This is a genomic window from Flavobacterium sp. 38 (assembly GCF_057799715.1).
In genome coordinates, this window is sequence record NZ_JBYNWZ010000005.1 from 294,609 (window position 1) to 315,553 (window position 20,945).

Here is a 20,945-nt window from a genome sequence, read left to right on the forward strand (position 1 = left end):
TTTATCCTATTATAAAATCGTATCCAACTATCATTGCTCCAATTCCAACAGGTTTGTTTTCTAAATTGTCAGCATTTCCAGTTGCTACGATTAATTCTTTATTATCTAAATAATCGACAATCTCCTGTACAATTAAATCGCTTTTTACAACTTCGATTTTGGATGCCGGACTAATTGGATCTGTTATTGAAAAACCATTTAATAAAGACAGCTCAAAAATGGTCTGTACATTACCATTTTCCTGAATAGCAATATCAAATAGGTTTTGATTATGAAGTACGGTTGATTGCATCTTTTCTTAAGGTTCTGTTTTCTCGTTTTAGTTCGTTGATTTCAATCTGCTGAAGACGAATTTTTCTATCTTTTAGCTTCAATTCTTCTTCCAGCATTGAAACCTTTCGATTCATCATATCTTCAAACTCTTTGTAACGAGATTCATATCTCTGTTTTAAATCATCTAAGATTTCTTTATAATGACCGGAAAGTTTTATATCGTTATCAATTGCAGTGGTTTCAGCAGTTTCTTTGGCTTGTAAAACTTCTACTTTGAGCTTTTCTACATCCTGTTTGTACTTACTTTTCATAAACAAAAAAGTAAAAAATCCAGTTCCACCGGATGTTACTATTGCTCCTAATGCTATTAATAATTCATTCATTTAAACATCATTTAAAAACTGATTAAACCTATTTTTAACACTTGAAAATTCTAGTGCGTTTACTAGTGTTGTTGTGTTTCCAGCTCCACCAGTTGTGGTTACTAAAAAACTCATATTTTCGACTGCTGTCAGCAGGTCAGAAATCAAACCTTTTAAGGTTTCATTTTCTTTCTTTAGAAGAAAGCCTGATTCGGATATTTTGAACTCAACGGTTTTAATATTCAGATCTAAACTTTCAATGTCTGAATAAGCCTCGATATACAATCTTTTAAGATCTTCGTTTATCGGGCTGACCAAGACAGAACTTCCAACAGCCGGAAACAAGAAAAACTTGTTTTCCTTGCCATCAACAATTGAACATAATTGTACATCTGTATATTCAATTTCATCATCAGAAACAACGCAAGTGCCTTGCATTTTATCAACCGAAACCACTTTTGCCGGAAAAGTATCTACATCTCTTTTTGCGAGCTTTCTAAAAGCATCCTGTAATTCTTTTTCCATTATAAACGATTTCCGATTGTTACTTTTCTTCTTGCGCCTCCTGTTCCGAATGTGGTGACCACTTTTTTAATAAAGTAGTTGCCTTCACGGTTTGGATGCTCGCTGTCAATAAATTTGGCTTTCATTCCTCTTGTGGCATAAGGAATTAAAAAGCTTGTCACATCACCGTCAAAACCGTCATATTTCAGCTTTTTAATTTCAGCCCTTGCCATTTCTTCAAGCTGTTTCATGTCTGATATTACCGACGTATGGTATTCTCTCTGTTCGCCGTCAGGATCTCCAACCTCAATACTCTGCCTTTTGTTTTTGGCATCGATGTAGGTGTATTTAATTTTAATTTTCCTGTCTTCCTTGCTCTTAAACTCAAGGCTGTTCTCGACAAGATTATAATTCAAATCATATACAACGGTCTGACCTATATTTGTTAACTGTTGTAGTCCGCAGTAGAGCTTTCCATCGTCAGTAATAAAAACAGACATCAATAAATCTTTCTTTAAAGATTCTAAAACTTGTGCGCCGTTTGCATTTCTAATTATCCATTTATCTAATTCAATATCCGGAATCTGTTTGGCTAATTTTACAGGAGTATCTTTTACAACTTCCTGAAGTATTTCTTTCATTGTAGTCTTAGCCCAAGTTTTCGTAATGCTTTTTCGCCTTAACAGCCAAATGGCATCTTCGCAATGAATTTCTAAAGGAACTTTAGGACTGATCTTTTTTACAAATCCGGTAAATTCTACACCAGAGTATTTACCTTCATAGCCTAAAGTGATAGTTACAGGATCTCCAACCTTAATTGCATTTTCGGTGTACTTCTGTTCGCCGTTCTGTTTTACTTTAAATCGGGTAGGAAGCTTAATGACGGCGGTATCTCCCATTTCCTCAACTGATTTTGTTATTTCAATATCATTTACGGCATTAAAAGTAAAATCGCCTATTTCAACCTTTCCCTCGAGTATAAACATTATGCTAATAAGTTAATTTTTGATTGATCCTTTTCGTTTAAATCAGCAAAGAAATCCGTATCGCTGATTGCTTTAATTGTGTACCTCTGCATTCCTGATTCGCCTATCATTTCATCAAACTGGATATCTTCAATTACAATGCTTCTGATCCCGAAAAGCTCAAAAAAAGCGTTTTCTTCAACCTGAAGCGCATCGCTGATATTTACCATTTCATCAAGAGCTTTAACCTGATCTGAAGGATAAACTTCAGGATCATATTTGTCGACGCAAACACCTTTTATTGAGATTATGTAATCATCTGTATTGATGTATTCTTTTACAGTTCCTTTTTTGTATTTACCAACAGTTACAGTCTTCACAATTGTTTTAGCCAGTCCGATAGAAACTAAAGGCTCATTTGGGAGCATGTAAATTTGTCCTTTGTAGGACAATTTCAACTGCATGAAATACTTTGCTCCCAAGAGCTGTTTTGAGTTTATTGCACCCAAATCAGGCAAGCCGTATCTTGTTTTATTCTTTTTCCACCATTGGGGAAAATGTGGTCCGACATAGTCAAATGCCGCTCTTATTAAAATCTCTTTAATATTGAACTCTGCCATTAGTCTGTCTGCATTTGGTTTACACTGTTTACGGCTCTTAAAATCATTTCCTGAATCTTTTCGCCTAAACTTTCAATTCCTTTCTCTGTATTTTCAACAAATATTTTAGTATCGTCCTGAAGCTTGCCAATGTTAACTGTTATGTGAGTCATTTTAGAACCACCTGATACAATCGTATCTTTCTTGTCCTTTGTGTCAGAACCTTTGCCAGCTCCACCAGCTAAACCTTTATTCTTTGCCAAATAATCATCATAAGCTCCCGTACCGCTGTTCTTTTTTGCACCAGCATTACTAAAGCGGTCTTTTAAAGATTGAAAGTCTTTTTTAATACCTTCGGTATCAACTTTGATTCCGACTTGACTAAATTCGTTTTTGGCTTTTGATGCGCTGTCAAGCATTTTTTTATAACCATCAGAAATGGCTTTTTTTCTTGCTTCAACATCGTTGCTTATTTGAGCGATCATTTTTTGATTCTCGCCTGAATCGCCCATTCCCACAGCATCTTTGAATTTGTACCAGCCGAGTTTAATTTTATCAATGCCGATCATCAATGTATTTACAAGTGCTGTAAAGTTGAGCTTAACATAATCGGTATAAGTCTGCCAAAGATATTTTGCGCCGTTAACCGTATGTTTCCAGCTTTCGCCCCAACCGCTGGTATATTTGGTGACCATTCCGATAACAAGAATTAAAGCCATGATTCCAAGCACAATCCATGTAACCGGATTTACAAGCATTAAAGCGTTAAAAACTCCTATCGCATTGTTCCATAACCACCATGCACCAGTTAATATTAAGATCTCTCTGCCAAAAGGCGAAAGAACATCAATTACGGTTCTCAGTCCAGTCGTTAGCCAGTCCACTACAAGCAGAACACCAACCATAGCATTTGCGAAAATTCCAAGCGCATCACTTGCCTTATTAATTCCGAATGCCACTCTAAGAAATTCGCTGAGTGCGAAAATGACTGGCTGTATCATTTCAAAAAGAATCGTAAACCATTCTGATATGTAGCTTAAATTGTCACTTAAAAAAGCCAATCCAATACTCAGAGCTGTCAGCACTCCGGTAAATATTTCTCCTGATTCTCCGCCGACCTGAACTAAGAACGTATTCCACTGGTCACCAAGATTTGAGATCTTACCGCCTAATGTTTTCGACACGGCTTCCATTGATCCGGCTACGCCGTCCATTTGTCCGTACTGTAAAAGTGCCTCTGTGATGGCATCCGAATTATTTTTAACTTCCTTTGTAACTCCTTTAAAAGATAGTTTAACTATGTCACCGCTTTTAGAGGCTTTAATACCAAATTCTTTTAATCTTTCAAATTCGCCCGTTTGTGCATCGAGCATTGCTTCGGTTAACTGGTCAAAGCCTTTTCCCTGCGATGATGCTAAATCGCCCAACTTTGTCATTTCGTCCTGCGTGGGGAGTACGCCACGGTTGACGAGTTTGACGAACGATCCTGTTAGCTCATTAAGCGCAAAAGGCGTTTTAGCGGCGAAATCATTAAGCATATTTAAAGCAGCAGCTCCAACCTTATCAGATTGAAACGTATTTGTTAGGACGGCATTAAATTTCTCATACTCACTCCGCGCCTCGACGACTTTGTTTGTAAATGACCAAATTGCCGTTATTGCAAAAATGCTTGTAACAAGGCTCTTTAGTTTGTTCCAAGAGTTTTTTAAAGTGTCGGAAACCTTTACAGTATTATTAAGACCGTTATTTAAATTGTTTACATTATTTACGCTCTGACCAACTGATGATGCAATCTGCCTTAATCCGTTGCTGGCGTAATCTTTTAACTTAACCATGAATTCGTAAGCAGTCATAAATTTAACTTTGTGAGGATTCTTTTTCTTTTGTTCTTATAAAATGCAGGTTTTGAATTTCCTCACACCAAGCGGAATCGCTAAGTTTTTCGGGTTTTCGTATGTGCATATAGTATTTTAAATAGGCATCAAAAAGCCTTATATTAATGTGAATTTTTCCTTCAGGACTTGTATTAGCAAGTTTATAAGACGAGGCGTCTAGAGGATCAATAACAGCCCCGTCTAAAGCTTTTTTAGCGAGGCAAATTTTTTGTTCTGCAACTTCTCAATTGCCTGATATAGTGGGAATCTAATCGATGCGTTGTTTCTATCATTGAAAGCTTCATCTTTCTCAATGCAGACAGCTTCAAAAAGCTTCTCCTGAGTAACAAAAGGCTTATCGCTTGGGTTTTTCTTCTCAGCAAGTTTGATATCATTTCTTGTAATGATTCGCACCTTACATTTGTAATCGCCGATTGTGATAATTGAATTGTTGCCTTCTGATTCGATTTCAGCTTCATCAAAATTGAAGAAATCTTTCATCTCTTTACGTGCCGGAAGAAAGTACTCATCGTTTGTTTTAATTTCTTCATCACCGCCGATAAATAAAACATTGATCATTTCTTCCCCAAAGGCTAAATTTCCGCCGTTGGTCATAGCCGTGAAAGCTCTTTTGAAATCTTGCATTTTTGGCTCACGCAGATAAGCGGTCTTATCGTCTACGGGCAATTCGTAAACACCGCCAAATTGTTCTTTCCAACCGTTGATAATTGCTGGTGTAATATCTCCAGCTCCAACTATAATGATTTTTTTTGTACTCATAATTTCTGTTTGTTTTTTAAAAAAAACCATTCTTTCGAAAAAGAATGGTTTTTGAATGTTTGAATGTTTAATTAAAATTACTGCTGGTGCTTAATGTCTAAGAAAATGATCGGTAATTCAACAAGCATATTCTGATCGCCTTGTTTCATGCCTTTCTTATATTCTTTTACCTCACAGCTTACCAGTACATCGGTTACAGTTGCTCCGCCGTCATTGGGTGTGAAACTCCAAATAATATCAAAGCTTAAAGCTAGAATATCATTGTTTGGAGCATCGGCGATCATTGCTTCAACTTCGCTTTGCCAAAGGACTATCTTACCTTCGTAATCTTTGTTTCCTCTGACAATTTTATGACCGACATTCCCACGACCACGCAGAACCGTTTTTTCTTGTTTTGCAGTGTATTCGATCTCGTCTACACCTTCAACGATTCTACCGCCGAAGGCTAGTGAAATATCGTTCCAAGAATAGTTTTGACTGCTGTATTTTCCTGCCATTATTCAAGTGTTGTGGTAAATCCAATGTTTACCGTTATGAAATCGCTGTATCCAACTGGAAGAAGCTGAAGCTGTACATCAACGTTATTAGATGTTAACACGTCCTGATTTTGGTCGATAAATGCTTTAACTCCTGAAAGCTTGCCTTCTTCAACCATAAGCCCTTTAATTTGGCTTTCGATTGAGTTCTGCCAGCCTTTAATAATTGCAGGATGGATTGTTCCGGATTCTGTTACTGGAATTTCATCCGATAATTCTTCAACAAGAGTTGTATAGGCAATCAAAACAGCTTCATCCATTACCAAACCACGTGCAAGACTGTTAAAATCGTCAGTTGATTTGGTTAATGTTTTATCGCCTGTAAAGTAAAAGCCGGACTTATTTGCAAAGCTTCTAAGGAACGTGTAATTTTTAGTATCGATAGCATCCCAAGCGGTGTCAAGAGTTGAAATCGATTCGCCGTTTGTAAAATATGCTGCAAAAGGTTCTACAGCACCATCTTTAACACGGCTTATTTTTCTTTGTGTTGGAATGCTTGCTAATCTTCCCAAAGCTAAACCGATAGAAGCCTCTTTCGAGCCGTCATTATTAGCCATTAAGATTGAAACCTTATTGTAATCCGTTGTCGAATAATCTTTAAGGTTTGCAACAGTTCCATCGAACTTATTTCCTGATAATATGACACGTACAGGGAAATAACGATCACTGAAATCTTGTGCTAATGCCTGAGCTTTTGGAACAGCTAAATGAACATCGTTATCAAGACCGTTTGTAATGGTTTCGGTTGTTCCTGATTTTTTTAACAGACCAAGGATTCTGATTTTACCGCCTGAATCAGACAATAATTTTTTTGCAAAGCTTTCAGTTAAATCGGCTTGATCTTCCAAGGTTACCGTTGAAGCAACGAGCATAAACCAAAGTTCAGCACCTTTTTTTGCTTCATCATAAAAGCTCTTGATGTGTTTGTAAGCAAAGGCATTTGTTCCGGTTTCTTCGATACCAAGATTTACAGCTTCTTCAAGTGAGAAAATCTGATAAGAAGTGCCTACTGTAACCTTGTTTGATCCGGTAACAGTTGAACCAGTCAAAACTATTCCTGGTATTTTCTGAATGTCCGATTGCAACAGCCCTAAACCACTGCTCGAGATATTAAATTTTATATTTGGTAAGCTCATATTTTATAATATTTTAAGCCATTTTAACACATAACAAACCGCAAAACCAATAATGAGACCGATAATAAATATGAACAGCACACTAAAAAAAGAAAATCCTTTTTGTTTGGTGCTTTGGGTATTATCGCTTAATAATTTATTCCGGTACTCTTTTTCAAACTGGCTTTTTATTTTGGCTACAATTGCTAAACTATCGCATGTGGCAGTAACAGAAATATGATCAGGCAGTACTTCAACTTTGGCAGTTGCATTGCCGTTTTTCTGAGTAAATATTTTAGGCTTTTCAACCTTGTTTAAACGGGGTTTAAACACTAATTCAGAAGAAGCAATTTTTAAACTCGTTTCTGATTTTGGGGTAAATAAAATTGTGTCTGTATAAGTCACAATTTTTTCTTTGTTTGTTTCGATCGTGGTCTCAACTTTTTGAGTTTCCTGCCGTTTGGAACGACAGGAAGTCAAAAAGCAAAAACAAACTAACGTAATTAACAGTGTTGTCTTAAACATCTTTATATTCTTTAATGGCATCAAAACTCGGACATGCTTTATGAACATTTGGGAAATCCCTGTGACCTTGAATTTTTGCGAGTGGATATTTTGCTTTTAACTCTTTTAGCTTTTTAAGCAGTGTTGCTTTTTGAGCAGGCGTGCGGTTGTCAACAGGTTTATTATTTTGATCTACGCCTCCGATATAGGAGATATTTATAATTTGACTATTAAAACCTTGAACACCGTTTGAAACCTGCTCAACTGGCAACAGCTGAACTAATTCGCCATCGGGCTTAACTATAAAGTGATAGCCGGGCATTTTCCAGCCTAATTGCTTTTGCCAATAGCTTTGAATTGCGCTAATGCTCGTTGTTTGAGAGGTTGCCGTACAATGCACGACTAAATACTTTATGTTTCTTGCCATTTTATTGTGTGATTTTTTGTGTTGATGCTATACCGGAAGCTGGTGCGTCATCGTCATCTGAATCATCTGAATCATCGGAATCTTCGTCCAATTCTTCAGGATCTACAACTTTAATTAAATTAGGGTTCTTGAAAGGAAAAACTTCCTTATCATCTAATGTCTGAGCATGATTAACAGCATTTTTTTTGTTGGTAAAAAGATACTCATCAGTTGTTCCAAATGCTTTTTGTGACTTTGGATTTTCTTTAAAAAAAGTTGCCGCTTTTTCTTTTAAAACCTCCGAAGCAACGGAGGTTTTTAAACTATTTTCCTTTTCCATGTCTTACAGAATTACTCCTTGGTATTTAGGATTGTTACCACGAATCTTTCCTGCAAGTGCTCTTTGAGCAAATGAAATTTCGTCAGCCTGAATACCAGCACGACCTAAATCAGCGTACATGTTAACGTCTCCGAAGCATCTGAATACTTCCTCTGTCACCCATGTAAATGATGCTCTTTTATCACCAGCTTCAGCAACAGCTCCAAAAGGTTTTTTTACACCGGCAGAAGTATAAAGAGGATTTTTGCTGTATCTGTATAATTTAAAACTGAAGATTTCTTTATCTTTAAGAATCTCTTTATACATCTTGATGTTCTCCTTTTTAATACGTGCCATGTGCTTTGCGTTCAAACAGATATTTAAACCTTCAGTGATGTCAAGATCACTATAGAACGCTTCTAGCTCAATAATTGCATCGATAATTGAATCAGCTTCGTCAAGATTCATGATCTTGTTATATGCATTATTAGTAGTAGGAGTCCAATTGTATGCAGCTCTTACACCAATATTTTTTGCTAAGGCTGTTTTATGTCTGTTGATTACAGACATTCTTCTGTTGTATGACAATTCACAATCCTGCAAATCTCTGTGTCGGGTTCTTTCCGTTGAGTAGGTTTTTAGAACTACTTCATTAGGAATGTCAGCAACATCCGCTAAAGGAAGATCATCTTCATTTGAGGCAAAATAGTCTTCGTGAACATCCGGTTCAATTCCAGCTTCAGCAAGATTTAATGTATTGTTATTAACATACTCAGACAAGTCCACTGATGCAAAAACAAAGCTATTATCGGGAATTGGGTTTTCTTTAATTCCAGCAACCCAAACTGATTTTACTAAACTCATGTGCGTTTTTTTTAAGTATTAATTATTTATTATTTTCCAGCGTATCTAACACCTTTTTCGTAGTCGTCAGCTAATTGGGCGTATTTGGCAGGATCATCCTGTTTAATTTTTCCAAGTTTTACACTATCAAATCTTTGCAGGTAATCAAAAGTTTCTTTTGTATCAGCTTCCTGACCTTCAGGTTTTTTACTGTTTAAAACAACATTTTTGATTACGGTGTGATTGCCTGACTGCTTATTCTCAGCTTCTTTGTCTGTAATTAACTTTGTCAGAATCACTTTTTGACCTGCTGGATCAGCTTCATAAGCTGATAATTGAACAGCTTTCAGACCTTCAGGAAGTAATCCAAGCTCAACAACTTTGTTGATTAACTCAGTACCTTCTTCTTTGGCTAGCTGAGTGAATTTGTTTTCAAGCTCCGTAACCTTTGCTTCGGCTTTTTCTTTATCTAATTTTAGAGTTTGAAATTTTTGGATGATGGCACTTTCGTCGGCATCAGCGCTCAATGCTAATGCAATGGCAATTGTTTTAAAATTTGACATATTTTCAGTTTTATTAGTATTTACTTTGTTTAGTTTCACTGGATCAAACCCAAACTTTGAGAGTTTAAGCGCATCATCATTTCCACCGATTGGAACGATTGAAATTTCTACCAGTTTAGATTTTGTGACAGTCGCATAAAGCTGACCTTCTAAAATCAATTCAGGATCCATAGAGGTTTCAATAACATCAGCATATATTGAAGTCATTTTTAAAAAACCTCTCTCAACTTTTCCAGCGATCTTTTTAGCAAAAGGATCTTCTTCGTCGAACTCGATCGTAGCAATTAAGTCTGTGCCTTTAACCTTTAATGCGATACATCTTCCGACAACCTCACTTCCTCTTTCTTCGTCCTTATTTTCCCTTGTGTGTATGTATAGAACCACAGGGTTACGCAGATACTGTGTATAATCAATACCACTAGTCAGAACCCTGAATTTATATTCATTAACATTTTCTGTATTAACTACAAAATCGTGTGTCATTGGCAATTATTTTATGTATTTCTGATTGTTTGATGAGGCAAAATTGAAGCGTTTTTGAAGCAAAAAAAAATAGTCAATCAATGGTTGTACTAAAATCAAACAAGCTTTGTATCAAAACTTTACAAGGCTTGGGAAGTAAATTTTTAGAGCCTTATTATATGTCGAATTTTGCCCTATGACTGATATATTTTTAAACAAAACAGGTGACTTGGATATCCAAAATGGGGATATCGTGATAGGCTATTCAGACAACCAGCATCAAGAGCATATTTTACTGGCGAATAAGGGAGATTACAAAGAGTTTCCCGAGCTGGGTGTCGGAATCAACAACATGCTAAATGAAGATGATTTTTTACCCTTCTTAATCGAAGCCAAAAAGAATCTTCAGTACGACGGAATGAAAATTAATAACATAAAGTTTGAAGAAAACGGAAATCTAAACATTGATGGCTACTACCAATAAAACAAAAGGCAGAATGACTGCCTCTGAAAGTGATTACAAAAAAAGTCAGGGAAAAGACCTTTATGTTAAAGGCTTTTCCCTGACGAACATTTCTGAAATAATTGGAGTTGGTGTAAAAACACTCTCTAGCTGGCGTGAACTACATTTTTGGGAAAATGAAAAAGAGCTTCACAGTATTCGTCCAAGCGAAATAAAGAAATTGATTTTACAGTATGTGATCGACATACGTGATGGAAAAAGACCAATGCACAAAGCTGATGATCTTGCTAAAATTTCAGCCGCATTTGATCGTATGGATGATGATCGAAAAAAAGCAGTTTATACAATGGAAAGTATTGACGGTTTCTGTCAGCACATGGTTGTAGAAGCTGGAAAAAATACTGGTAAAAAACGTGATGAGCTAATTGAGCTTATCAAAACAATTAGACCGCACTTTGATAAATATGTAAATACGTTACTTCAAAATGACTAAAACGGAATTGAAAGAAGCTATTGAACGTTACGAAATCAATAGTAAAATGATAAAAGATCTAACTTATGCCAGTCTTGTAAAAGAGACTTCAAGCGAACAGGAAAAACGTATTAGACACCTTTTAAAACCTGAAAACTACGGCGAGTTCTTTGATTATTATTTTGGAATAAACAGCGGTTTGCCATTAGGAGATGCACCGACACCACGCTTTCATATTAACGACTACGTTAAAGCGTATAACAATCCATTTATAAGACAATTAAGAAAAAAGTTTAGAGGTGCTGGGAAATCAATACAATGCAATGTTGGAAATATAACACACCTGAAGGAAAACGATAAGCTCTTTTTTGCTGTTCTAATTGGAATGAATGAAGGTCTTGCAAAAATCTTACTTAGTGACTTACAGGCACATCTTAAACACAATGAAAGATACATCAAGGATTTTGGCACTCAGTTTAGTTATGGTGATTGGACTGATGGCGATTTTCAAACAACAGACGGTAAAAACTTCAAAGCTCTTGGACTTAACCAGCCCTTTCGAGGTTTGCGTTTTGGATCTAACCGTATTGATTTCGCTTCTCTTGACGACTGTGAAGACAGAGAAAGGGCAAAAAATCCTGACATGATAAGAAAGTACGGTGAGAAAATAACCGGAGATCTAGCAAAAGCTTTTCATCGTAAACGAGGTAGATTGATAGTTAACAACAACTACATTGTTCAGGATGGGATATTAGATTTTCTTTCAAATCAATGGAAAGATAATCCGAATTTTCATGACAGCATCACAAATCTTACTACAGTTCCCATCGATAAAAACAATTACAATACTATTAAGTGGGAACCAAGCTGGCCTGAAAGAGATACGAAAGAAGAAATTATAAATATAATTTTATCTGATGATTACTACACAAGCCAGCGTGAGGACTACAATAATCCTATCGAAGAAGGAAAGCTTTTTAAGGCTGATGATATAGTACATCGCCTTGTGCATCATCTTGAAGTTTTTGACGGATTTGTCGTTCACTGGGATTTAAGCTACACAGCCACCGGAGATTATAAGGCGGGAGCATTGATAGGTATTAAGGGAATTTCTTTAACTGTTTTAGAAGTGTTTTGTCAAAGATGTGAAATTCCAAGTGCTATGGAAGTACACTTTAGCTGGATTCAAAAATATCTTTTAAAATATGGTATGGCTCCGATTTCTTTTTATGATGCGTCTGTTGCACAGCAGGCAGTTTATTCTCCGATTATAGCACAATCTGCCGAAGATAATGAGTGCGGTTATATTCCGCTTCCAATGCATCAGCAGGGAGATAAACATAATAGGATAGCGGCAGGTCTTACCAGTATTTTTCATAGAAAAATTTTGACTTGGGATGAAAGCTTAAAAACACGTTCTAAAAAGGATTATGATTCGGCAATGAGCCAATTAAAGTCATTTGAAAAGGGCGTATTGGTTGATGACTTTCCCGATACGCTGGATCGTTGCTGTGCACTATCTCAAATCTATTTTGGCTACAGCAGAAACGAAGGAAGTAAGAGACCTGTTATTGGCAAACACAAAAAGAAACGCAGAGTATGACACCACGCAAAGAATTATTCATTAAGGTAAAAGAAAAACTTTCCACCTTACCCGAATTAGAACTTATCGATTTACAGCGAAAACAGTTCAATAATGGAAAAGAAAACTATCCCAGTTATTTCACAGCTGTTCTAATAGAAATAAGGTCAATTACTTGGGCGATGATGGTTGAGCAGAAGCAGGAAGGAAATTGCACTCTTGATGTTACATTTTATTGCAAAGATGGATGGATGGAACAATACAACAATACTTCAGATCCTGAACACGGCTTAATTGAAATTGACATTATTGACAAAATCGTTGAAAGGCTTCAAGGTTTTCAAGGCGATCAATTTAGACCATTGAATCTTGTGAATGAAGAACCAGTGGAAGAAGGGGAAGAAATAATGAGCTACAGGCTTTCTTTTGAAACAATGATTTACAGATATGTAAATCCTAAATATACTTATAAAAAACTCAAAATAACTGAATGATATGTTTTTAGAAAAATCAGAATTAAAAACGGTTGGAGTTGATGAGATCATTAATAAAATAATCAATAGTGATGATGAAATTGTTGATGAAATAATTAAAGAAGATATCGACCTCGCCAGCGGTTACCTATTCCAGTATTACGATGTCGAAGCAATATTTAACGCAACAGACGATGATCGGAATAAAACATTATTACGACACTTAAAAGGACTTGTAATTTTTGACATATACACCCGAAGAAACAAGGCAATTAACGAGGTTACAAAATTGCGTTATGATGAAGCAATGTTATGGCTTGAAAAAGTTTCTACAGGTAAATTAAAGCCTGATTTACCGCCAAAGAAAATAGATACTGATGGCGACGGGAATCCTGACAGTCCGGCTACATTTTTGAAATTGGGAAGTCGAAAAAACTATCAAAATGGCTGGTAGTTTAGAAGATCTGCAAAATCTGCTTAATCAAGCCGCTAAAGAAATGCCTGATAAAGCACTTCGAATTATAGGAGTTGAAGGTCTAAAGTTTATAAAGAAGAATTTCAGGGATCAGGGTTTTAACGATACCGGACTTGAGAAATGGCAGAAAAGAAAAACCACCGATAAAAACGGTAGGGATTTAACAAGGTACTCAACAAACAGAAATGGAAGAAGTGCCGGAAGCTTAACCAAATTTGGACTTCGAGATGTTAATCGAGCTATCTTAGTTGGTCATAATACCGGAGGCGACAAACTTATAAACTCCTTTAAATACAACATTATTAGAGCCAGCAGTCAGGTAAATTTTAGAACTCCAAAGAAATATGCCGGACGTCACAACGAAGGTCTTGACGGAATGCCAAAACGTCAATTTATGGGCAAGTCCAAATACTTAGACAACCAAATAAGCCAAAAAATTAAAAAAGAATTGGATAAACTCCTTAGATAATATGAAGCATAAATTTAACAATGTAAAAACAGCAAAGAAAGTTGTTAGAAGTAATAGAGTAAATTTTTCAGGTAATGTACTTGGTAAAACGGTTAGTTTATCAGGCAATGACTCTCAAAATATTAATAAGATTACCAACTTAATGGTAGATATTATAAGACGCCAGCGTCGTTTATGGAGAAAAGAGATTACAGATTGGCAGGCGGGAAGATATGCCTTTTATCAATCTGAAATTCCTAAAAACTACCAAATGCAGGAAGTCTATGATGATGTGCTTTTAGATGGTCATTTGACATGCGTAACAGAACAACGTACGTTAAGAACCACAAACAAAAAATACATATTTACAGTCAATGGAATTAAAGATGATAAACTTTCAGAATTAATTGAAGATAAAGAGTGGTTTGAAACAATTATTGATGAAGCACATAAATCAATCTACAGAGGGGAAACTTTCATCTTTATTAAAGACTTTGAAAAAGGCAATATTAAAGAGGTAGAATTGATTGATCGAGGACTGCATATTCCTGGACAAAAAATTCTCTTATCCGACATCAACGGTAACAGCGGAATTGATGTTTCAGAAGTTAATGATGTTTTGCTCTATGCTAAATTCTACAACAATATTGGCATACTTGAAAAAGCCACTCCTTATGCCATACTAAAACGCCATAGCTGGGGAAGCTGGGATGAGTTTGAAGAAATGTTCGGCGTGCCGATCAGAATTGCAAAAGTCGCTTCTCAGAGTGATGCTGTAAAAAATGAAGTTGCGAGCTGGCTTGAAGAAATGGGAAGTGCCGCTTATGGAGTTTTCCCAATTGGAACAGAGATTGAAATAAAAGAGAACTCCAAAACTGATGCTTTTAACGTATTCTACATGAAAATTCAGGCATTAGACAAGGAATTATCAAAGTTGATTTTGCATCAAACTATGACTACTGAAAATGGCTCTAGCAGATCTCAGGGCGAAGTTCACGAAAACACTTTGGAAGAAGTTACAAAATCAGATAAGAAGAAAATGCTTTCATTCTTGAATAAAAGACTTGTTACCGCAATGCGACTGATTGGTTACAAAATTCCCGATAATGCAAAGATTGGTGTTGAACAAACTGTAGATCCAAAAGAGCAGATAAAAATCGACACTGAATTAATGGGTAATGGTTACGTTCTTAAAAAGCAATATATTGAAAAAACCTATGGAGTAGAAATTGAAAGAATGCCGTCTGAAGACAGACCATTAAAAGAAAAGACTGCCACGGGAAAGGCTTAAGCCTGCTAAAGATGCATTATCGTTCTCATTGTTGTGACCATGAACACAGCGCAATAGAATTGAAAAGCGATAATATTTTTAGCAGGCTCATTGAAAGTTACATTCGTGAAGTATTTGACGGCGTTTTAGGAAGTAAAGGAGCTACAAATAAATTGCTTCAGTATTACTTTGATCATTTAAGCGAAGCTTTAAATGTCAGTTATAATCCTGATTCAGTATTTTATGATGCAGATCTTGCACTAGCTTTAAAAAATGATATAGCCTTATTTTCTGCATTTAAAGAAACTAGCTTCAGAAAACAGTTAGAATCATTAATGACTGAAAACGGCGAAGTTGTGCCTTGGAATAAGTACAGAAAAAAAGCATTGGAAGTAAGTGACGAATATAATGTACGTTATTTAAAAACCGAATATCATCATACAGTTGCAACAGCAAATAATGTTGAGAAATGGAAAAGTTTTGAAGCTGATGCGGATCTGTATCCAAACTTGAAATACGTTGCTATACACGATTCGAGAACACGTGAGAAACACCGTGCTTTAGACGGTATCATTCTGCCAATAAATCATCCTTTTTGGAAAACGCACATGACTCCTATTGATTGGGGCTGTAGATGTGATGTTGAACAAACGGACGAAGATCCAAGCGATTCAGTACCGGATTTTGATATAAAAAATGTTTTCAAAAATAACGCTGCTTTAACTGGAAAGATATTTGGAGAAATAGCGTATAAAGATACTTTAAATGATAGTGAGGTTTCTGTAGCTGAAACAATGGCGAAAAAATTACTTGAAGATAATTCTTAAGTAAATTGAAATAATGTCATTTGCGCCGTTGATTCCAAAGGTTTACAATTATCATTGTAAATTCCTTCATAATTAACTATAGCCTCGACAGTTCTGTTTGCTAAAAATGTTTTATTGCCAACCTCTTCAATTATTGCATCGATACGCCACTTAGGATTTTTTGCTTGAAGATCGTAGAAAAGTTTTCTTACTTGGTTGTTTCTTTTGGTAAGTCGTTCTTTGCGTGTCATAAGACAAAGATATATAGTTATTGTTAATTTTCAAACCCAACTTTTTGAACAAAAAAAAACCACTTTTTACAGTGGTTTTTTTTTATGACTTTTCTTTAAGTTTCTGAAAGTATATTTTAAATTCTTCGAGTGATTTGAACGTATTATTTGTTACTGATATGTACGGCTTGCCTTTGTTAAAATAGAATTTAGCAACGTCCTGACCAGTTAAAAGTGACACATCTGAATTACCTGAAGGGGCTGTGAAGTTCTTGCTTGTTTGCCAAAAATTAACAAAGAATGAAATTAGCCTTTTACTTGATCCCGTAATTTTTAAGTCTTTTATCGTATAGACATTATCGATCATTCCAATATTGTATGTAAAAGTTAGGCTTTGACTTCCTGATTGTGATACTTTATCAGTGTAGATAATTGTGTAAGTTCCTCCATTATGCGACAATTTACTATCGTCACTTTTCACGACTGTCATATTCATTCGATATGTTAGAAATTCACTTATGTTATTTGAAATGTAGTTCATGTCAAAATAGGTGATTTGACTTGTAAAATCGTAAGGATCATTAATCACGTTTATAGATGGGTAATAAGGTGATACTTCTTGAGCTTGGGTCAGGAAAGAGATAAAAAATAAAACGATCGATATTTTTTTCATTGTTGTTTTTTTAAATTCTGTATTATTTATAAGTTTAAGCTTTTTCCGAAGTGACTTCTTTCCACAATTTTAGCCCATTTGTTGTTAATATAACATCTTTACCTCTTTGATGCGCAAAACCATGACCTATTAGAAAATTGTGCTGTCTATCATTTCCATCTAAAAGCAATCCATTAGAACCTACTTTGAGTTCTCTTAATACTCCTGCAGGTGATTTTCTTGTTATAGTACCATTTCCTAAAACCTCTGATAAAGATAGATTATCTTTTATATTTGATTGACTATCAATTTCATTTTGAAGATTAAGAACCATTGTATTTGATTCGGCTAATGAATTCCGTAGATTTTCAATAGTAAGTCTATCTGTTTCTCGAATTTCTTCATGACTTTTAGTGATTTCTTTGATTTTGGATTCCAGTTCTTCTAAACTCTTATTGCCATTTTCTGCATTCTTTAAGGCAAGTTCTTTAGAAGCTAGTTTGATCTTTTCCTCTGTTGTAAAGCTTCTATTTTTATATATATTCGAAATTCTTTTACGTTTCATTGGCATTAAAGCAAAATCCATAAGGATCATTATTAAGGGCATAAGTAATGTATAACCGAAGGAAATAAAAATTGGTGGAAGTATTTTCCATTTCGTATTCATGAACTCAATTCTTTCCTCAATTGACATGTCCGAAAAAAACATAATAAAAAATGCTTCCCAATTACAAACAACGAAGGAGCAAATAAAAGCTCCTATAATAGGATTTTTTATTCGCTCCTTCGCCGTATCGTGTAATTCTTTTAATAAATCTGCTATAGTCATTAGTTATTTTTTGTTAGCAAACATAATAAATAGCATAAACAAATACTAAAATTATTACAAAAACTACAATTGAAGCACTTATAATAAAGTCTCTTCTATTTTTCTTCAACGCTTTATCTCGTTTGTCTCGTATTTCTTGATATGGGTCTTTCATTTTTCAAAAATGTATTAATTATTAATAGTTTCTTTATGGTTATCCGTAATCAATTTTATTGATCCCACCAACGTTGATGGATATAAACTTCTGCATAAGGAAATTTTTCGCCAGCTTTTAGCTTCTCTTTTATAAATTCAGGAGTTTTTAAAAAAAGTCTAACTTTTTGAGCGTGCGTCAACTTATTTATCCTTTCTGTTACAAGCTTCTTTTTAGATAAAGGATTGTGAGGATAAATTTTTAAAAATGCTGTTACTGATAAATCTGGCTCACCAATTTCAACGGTTGTATGTTTGTACAGTTTTGACCACTCTTTTATTTGAAGTTCTTTCCAAGGAAACTTTCCCTCCAAATAAAGAAACTTTTGTTGTTTTTCAGTTAGATCTCCTTCGAGTACATGAAAGAAGATTAAAATACCGTTTAAATTGTATTTAAACTGCCATATATCGCCTGATTGCATTTTAACAGTATATGTTCTAACAAGGCTCATTTTAATAAGTATTTAGTTGGTTTAACATGGATAAAATTTTGAGCAATGATTCTAGCTTCTTTTCTTAGTCGTGCGTCAGTTTCAAAAATCGTTTCGGTTTTTGAAACTGGTCTTCTTTTCTTGACGTTCTTATGCATTATGCTAATTTTTGATTTAGAAGATTAATTGTGTTTTGAATTTGAAGTCTCATAAAATCGTCGTGACAATACTTTATTTGATCAAGTAATAGCAATTCTAACATGTCAGCTTCATGATGTTTAAAAGAGACCTTCACCTTTTTTTTTGCATCAAACAAAGTGGACTGTTTTTTAAATGAGCTTGCTTTTGATTCAATTTTATCAAGGACATCTATTGCAATTGATAGTGTTGATTTTTCTTTTCTCGTTTGAGGTTTTGTGTTGTTTATAGGTTGCAATGTCGCACTAATTATTAGGTAGATTTCAGGTGCAAGTTTTAAATCTATTTTCATGTACAGTCTGTTTTAGGTTTAGATAATTGTTTATCACAATGGTGACAAAATGTTGCAGTAGTTTCACAAGTTGCACAAGCTTTCAATACTCGTGTTACTACAGTATTATGGGAACACGTTGGAGTTTCTTCAATTGGGAAGTTTAACAAACCACAATTGGCGCAATATGTTCGTCCATTCTTTTCTTTGAGAGGCATTACAATTTCACATTGATAGCAATAGGAGAATTTAGTTTCTTTCTTCGTGTTGGAAGAAACTTCTTCTTTAATTGCAAAGTATGTTATTGATAATACAAAACCTCCAAAAGCTCCAGCAACAATACCAACAATAAGAAAAAGTAAATCCGATAAATCTATAATGCTATTTTCCATCCTATGTGTTCTTTTTATTGATCATTGAATCAAAACAGGAGATCATTTTTGAAAGTTCCTGTTGATTCATTTTCTTTAGTGGCTTATTTACTGGTGATTTGTCGGACTTTAAAAACTCACTTAAGCGTATTATATCAGGAAATTGACGATTATTATCAGTCTGTGTAATCCAATCTAAGCTTCGTAATTGAGAAAGAATTGTTCTGTGTTGCTGGTTATCTTTATCAAAAAATCCCCAATTTTCCTGTTTAGTGGTCGAGCCTCCATTGACAATAATTTGTAATTGTGATTTTGGACTATTGTAGTGGTCTATGGCAGAGCCTGAGCCACTGTAGACGTATGCTTTTTTCATTAGTATTTTTTGCTGTTTTGATGTTGTTTATAAAGCATTTTAATTCGAAAGAAAAGCCACTCCTTAAAAGTGGCAATTCGTGTCCAGTTTGTTAGTATTATTACAATCACTAACAAAACGATCGTACTAAGATTTGACTGGTTCATTTTGGAAATCGAATTTATAGCCGGAAACAAAATCGACGGAACTCAAGGAAAGAGGAATCGAGACTTTAGAGCCATCACTTTTTATTGTTGAAGCTTCGCAGAAATAAACCGATTTTTGAGGTTTATATGCCTTAGAAATAATATCCACGCCGTCAGCAAACTCTTCGTCATTAAATTCCTTTGTTAGTTTTTGAAGCTCTAAAACTCTACTGCCTTTTAAATTTCCTTTTGAGTCTTTCTTAAGTAAATTAAAAACCATTTTTACTAGAGAGCCTGTTGCCTCGTCTTTTGCTAGAGAAGAAATAAAATTTTCAACTTTCGCTATTCCAGTATTAACTGTGTCGTCCCAACCGTCGTTTATTCGAAAACCTAGAGTTATTTCGCCTTCTTCGCTTGAAAACGTATGAGACATTTGCTTTTCTTTTATTCCGTAGATATCGGCTTTTATTTGAAGTACATTTTCAAAATACTTAAAAGCTTCCGTTTTTGCTTTTGACAATGCTTCAGATGCTATTGCCAGTTCAAAAAGCACTTTCGGCACAGTTTGCTCAACAAGTTTTTTATATGCTGTTCTTTCTTCAGCTGTTTTTGCTTCTTTTTCCGCAAGTGCAGCTCTTAATTGTGCTGGGGAAAAACTTGATAAATTTATGTTAGATTCTGTAGTGTTTGTATTCATATTGACTAGTGTTTTTTAATAATTTCTTTTGTATGTTTTGTGCCAGTTGGTCTGCTTAATTATGATAACACAAGCATTTATTTTGTCTTCAATTTTTTGAGACACTTTGTACTTTCTAACTTGTTTCTCGTTGATTTCGCCGTTTTTGTGTGAGATAAAATCTCTTAACGATGCTCGTTCTTGACTTATGCAAATTTTTTCACCGTCTGTCAGGATATCGCGTTTACGATATTGTGTTACACCTTTTATTTCGACAGGGATATCTTCAAAAAGAAAAGAGTTTATTACATCTAGGAAGTTTAAACGGTTGTGAACTTCTTGTTCGGTCATGTAGGTATTTATCATTTTGTTTTCAGTTCTAATAGTTGGTCAATTATTTTTCTTAAGTCTTTTTGAATGTCAGGCTGATTTGGGTGAGTTGGATTATCAATTAACCATTGCTCTAATTCTGCTTTTTTGTTTCTCAATTGTTGTGGTGTCAT

32 protein-coding genes are annotated in these 20,945 nt (G+C 35.0%); 8 read left to right on the forward strand and 24 right to left on the reverse strand.

What is annotated here, in order from left to right; genetic code table 11:
- Nucleotide 1: 1 nt before the first annotated feature.
- The 14 genes from AC3E9W_RS14975 to AC3E9W_RS15040 form a co-directional block, all read right to left on the reverse strand.
- Complete coding sequence (locus AC3E9W_RS14975; RefSeq protein WP_488768949.1) at nucleotides 2-292, reverse strand: hypothetical protein; 291 nt, start codon at nucleotides 290-292, stop codon at nucleotides 2-4.
- Nucleotides 270-656, reverse strand: coding sequence for a hypothetical protein (locus AC3E9W_RS14980; protein ID WP_488768950.1), 387 nt, complete (start codon nucleotides 654-656; stop codon nucleotides 270-272). The genes AC3E9W_RS14975 and AC3E9W_RS14980 overlap by 23 nt, the downstream gene beginning before the upstream one ends.
- Nucleotides 657-1,160, reverse strand: coding sequence for a hypothetical protein (locus AC3E9W_RS14985; protein ID WP_488768952.1), 504 nt, complete (start codon nucleotides 1,158-1,160; stop codon nucleotides 657-659).
- Nucleotides 1,160-2,125 carry a late control protein gene (locus AC3E9W_RS14990; protein ID WP_488768954.1) on the reverse strand — a complete coding sequence of 322 codons (966 nt, stop codon included), beginning with the start codon at nucleotides 2,123-2,125 and terminating at the stop codon, nucleotides 1,160-1,162. Before AC3E9W_RS14990 ends, AC3E9W_RS14985 begins: the two co-directional genes overlap by 1 nt.
- On the reverse strand, nucleotides 2,125-2,724 hold the full coding sequence (locus AC3E9W_RS14995; protein ID WP_488768956.1) for a DUF6046 domain-containing protein: 600 nt from the start codon (nucleotides 2,722-2,724) through the stop codon (nucleotides 2,125-2,127). Before AC3E9W_RS14995 ends, AC3E9W_RS14990 begins: the two co-directional genes overlap by 1 nt.
- The gene (locus tag AC3E9W_RS15000; protein ID WP_488768958.1) at nucleotides 2,724-4,556 is read right to left on the reverse strand and encodes a tape measure protein; all 1,833 of its coding nucleotides are present in this window, start codon (nucleotides 4,554-4,556) and stop codon (nucleotides 2,724-2,726) included. Before AC3E9W_RS15000 ends, AC3E9W_RS14995 begins: the two co-directional genes overlap by 1 nt.
- 222 nt (nucleotides 4,557-4,778) lie before the next feature.
- On the reverse strand, nucleotides 4,779-5,357 hold the full coding sequence (locus tag AC3E9W_RS15005) for a hypothetical protein (protein ID WP_488768960.1): 579 nt from the start codon (nucleotides 5,355-5,357) through the stop codon (nucleotides 4,779-4,781).
- A gap of 77 nt (nucleotides 5,358-5,434) precedes the next feature.
- Entirely contained in the window at nucleotides 5,435-5,854 is a 420-nt protein-coding gene (locus AC3E9W_RS15010; RefSeq protein WP_488768961.1) for a hypothetical protein, read from the reverse strand.
- The gene (locus tag AC3E9W_RS15015) at nucleotides 5,854-7,029 is read right to left on the reverse strand and encodes a DUF2586 family protein (protein WP_488768962.1); all 1,176 of its coding nucleotides are present in this window, start codon (nucleotides 7,027-7,029) and stop codon (nucleotides 5,854-5,856) included. The genes AC3E9W_RS15010 and AC3E9W_RS15015 overlap by 1 nt, the downstream gene beginning before the upstream one ends.
- A 3-nt stretch (nucleotides 7,030-7,032) precedes the next feature.
- Nucleotides 7,033-7,533 (reverse strand): hypothetical protein, encoded by a 501-nt coding sequence (locus AC3E9W_RS15020; protein WP_488768963.1) that lies wholly within the window; start codon nucleotides 7,531-7,533, stop codon nucleotides 7,033-7,035.
- The gene (locus AC3E9W_RS15025; protein ID WP_488768964.1) at nucleotides 7,526-7,939 is read right to left on the reverse strand and encodes an N-acetylmuramoyl-L-alanine amidase; all 414 of its coding nucleotides are present in this window, start codon (nucleotides 7,937-7,939) and stop codon (nucleotides 7,526-7,528) included. Before AC3E9W_RS15025 ends, AC3E9W_RS15020 begins: the two co-directional genes overlap by 8 nt.
- 1 nt (nucleotide 7,940) lies before the next feature.
- Nucleotides 7,941-8,258, reverse strand: coding sequence for a hypothetical protein (locus tag AC3E9W_RS15030; RefSeq protein ID WP_488768965.1), 318 nt, complete (start codon nucleotides 8,256-8,258; stop codon nucleotides 7,941-7,943).
- Between the two features lie 3 nt (nucleotides 8,259-8,261).
- Nucleotides 8,262-9,101: a hypothetical protein gene (locus AC3E9W_RS15035; RefSeq protein WP_488768966.1), complete on the reverse strand. Its 840-nt coding sequence runs from the start codon at nucleotides 9,099-9,101 to the stop codon at nucleotides 8,262-8,264.
- Between the two features lie 29 nt (nucleotides 9,102-9,130).
- Nucleotides 9,131-10,126: an HK97 family phage prohead protease gene (locus AC3E9W_RS15040; RefSeq protein ID WP_488768967.1), complete on the reverse strand. Its 996-nt coding sequence runs from the start codon at nucleotides 10,124-10,126 to the stop codon at nucleotides 9,131-9,133.
- 175 nt (nucleotides 10,127-10,301) lie between these two features.
- Between AC3E9W_RS15040 and AC3E9W_RS15045 the strand changes: the two genes are divergently transcribed.
- Genes AC3E9W_RS15045 through AC3E9W_RS15080 form a run of 8 tightly spaced genes read left to right on the forward strand, consistent with a single transcriptional unit; the run spans nucleotide 10,302 to nucleotide 16,115 of the window.
- Entirely contained in the window at nucleotides 10,302-10,589 is a 288-nt protein-coding gene (locus AC3E9W_RS15045; RefSeq protein ID WP_294958703.1) for an oxidase, read from the forward strand.
- Nucleotides 10,573-11,061: a terminase gpP N-terminus-related DNA-binding protein gene (locus AC3E9W_RS15050; RefSeq protein ID WP_488768968.1), complete on the forward strand. Its 489-nt coding sequence runs from the start codon at nucleotides 10,573-10,575 to the stop codon at nucleotides 11,059-11,061. The genes AC3E9W_RS15045 and AC3E9W_RS15050 overlap by 17 nt, the downstream gene beginning before the upstream one ends.
- Nucleotides 11,054-12,643, forward strand: a complete 1,590-nt coding sequence (locus tag AC3E9W_RS15055) for a hypothetical protein (RefSeq protein WP_488768969.1) — start codon at nucleotides 11,054-11,056, stop codon at nucleotides 12,641-12,643. Before AC3E9W_RS15050 ends, AC3E9W_RS15055 begins: the two co-directional genes overlap by 8 nt.
- Entirely contained in the window at nucleotides 12,640-13,116 is a 477-nt protein-coding gene (locus AC3E9W_RS15060; protein WP_488768970.1) for a hypothetical protein, read from the forward strand. Before AC3E9W_RS15055 ends, AC3E9W_RS15060 begins: the two co-directional genes overlap by 4 nt.
- Before the next feature lies 1 nt (nucleotide 13,117).
- Nucleotides 13,118-13,549 (forward strand): phage protein Gp36 family protein, encoded by a 432-nt coding sequence (locus tag AC3E9W_RS15065; protein WP_488768971.1) that lies wholly within the window; start codon nucleotides 13,118-13,120, stop codon nucleotides 13,547-13,549.
- Nucleotides 13,539-14,039 (forward strand): phage morphogenesis protein, encoded by a 501-nt coding sequence (locus tag AC3E9W_RS15070; protein WP_294958718.1) that lies wholly within the window; start codon nucleotides 13,539-13,541, stop codon nucleotides 14,037-14,039. Before AC3E9W_RS15065 ends, AC3E9W_RS15070 begins: the two co-directional genes overlap by 11 nt.
- A gap of 1 nt (nucleotide 14,040) precedes the next feature.
- On the forward strand, nucleotides 14,041-15,309 hold the full coding sequence (locus tag AC3E9W_RS15075; protein ID WP_488768972.1) for a phage portal protein family protein: 1,269 nt from the start codon (nucleotides 14,041-14,043) through the stop codon (nucleotides 15,307-15,309).
- Between the two features lie 59 nt (nucleotides 15,310-15,368).
- The gene (locus tag AC3E9W_RS15080) at nucleotides 15,369-16,115 is read left to right on the forward strand and encodes a phage head morphogenesis protein (RefSeq protein WP_488768973.1); all 747 of its coding nucleotides are present in this window, start codon (nucleotides 15,369-15,371) and stop codon (nucleotides 16,113-16,115) included.
- Here AC3E9W_RS15080 and AC3E9W_RS15085 read toward each other — a convergent pair.
- From AC3E9W_RS15085 to AC3E9W_RS15130, 10 genes are all read right to left on the reverse strand, one after another.
- Nucleotides 16,112-16,345 carry a hypothetical protein gene (locus AC3E9W_RS15085; RefSeq protein ID WP_294958726.1) on the reverse strand — a complete coding sequence of 78 codons (234 nt, stop codon included), beginning with the start codon at nucleotides 16,343-16,345 and terminating at the stop codon, nucleotides 16,112-16,114. The genes AC3E9W_RS15080 and AC3E9W_RS15085 overlap by 4 nt on opposite strands.
- A gap of 82 nt (nucleotides 16,346-16,427) precedes the next feature.
- Complete coding sequence (locus tag AC3E9W_RS15090; RefSeq protein ID WP_488768974.1) at nucleotides 16,428-16,913, reverse strand: hypothetical protein; 486 nt, start codon at nucleotides 16,911-16,913, stop codon at nucleotides 16,428-16,430.
- 118 nt (nucleotides 16,914-17,031) lie between these two features.
- Complete coding sequence (locus AC3E9W_RS15095) at nucleotides 17,032-17,805, reverse strand: hypothetical protein (protein WP_488768975.1); 774 nt, start codon at nucleotides 17,803-17,805, stop codon at nucleotides 17,032-17,034.
- Between the two features lie 209 nt (nucleotides 17,806-18,014).
- Entirely contained in the window at nucleotides 18,015-18,449 is a 435-nt protein-coding gene (locus AC3E9W_RS15100) for a hypothetical protein (protein ID WP_488768976.1), read from the reverse strand.
- 136 nt (nucleotides 18,450-18,585) lie between these two features.
- Nucleotides 18,586-18,918 (reverse strand): hypothetical protein, encoded by a 333-nt coding sequence (locus AC3E9W_RS15105; protein ID WP_488768977.1) that lies wholly within the window; start codon nucleotides 18,916-18,918, stop codon nucleotides 18,586-18,588.
- A complete protein-coding gene (locus AC3E9W_RS15110) occupies nucleotides 18,915-19,289 on the reverse strand; it encodes a hypothetical protein (protein WP_488768978.1) in 375 nt (124 codons plus the stop codon). Before AC3E9W_RS15110 ends, AC3E9W_RS15105 begins: the two co-directional genes overlap by 4 nt.
- Nucleotide 19,290: 1 nt before the next feature.
- Nucleotides 19,291-19,641: a hypothetical protein gene (locus AC3E9W_RS15115; RefSeq protein ID WP_488768979.1), complete on the reverse strand. Its 351-nt coding sequence runs from the start codon at nucleotides 19,639-19,641 to the stop codon at nucleotides 19,291-19,293.
- Between the two features lie 126 nt (nucleotides 19,642-19,767).
- Nucleotides 19,768-20,463, reverse strand: a complete 696-nt coding sequence (locus tag AC3E9W_RS15120; RefSeq protein WP_488768980.1) for a DUF3164 family protein — start codon at nucleotides 20,461-20,463, stop codon at nucleotides 19,768-19,770.
- 15 nt (nucleotides 20,464-20,478) lie between these two features.
- Entirely contained in the window at nucleotides 20,479-20,808 is a 330-nt protein-coding gene (locus AC3E9W_RS15125; RefSeq protein WP_488768981.1) for a hypothetical protein, read from the reverse strand.
- Nucleotides 20,805-20,945 (reverse strand): hypothetical protein, encoded by a 141-nt coding sequence (locus AC3E9W_RS15130; protein ID WP_488768982.1) that lies wholly within the window; start codon nucleotides 20,943-20,945, stop codon nucleotides 20,805-20,807. The genes AC3E9W_RS15125 and AC3E9W_RS15130 overlap by 4 nt, the downstream gene beginning before the upstream one ends.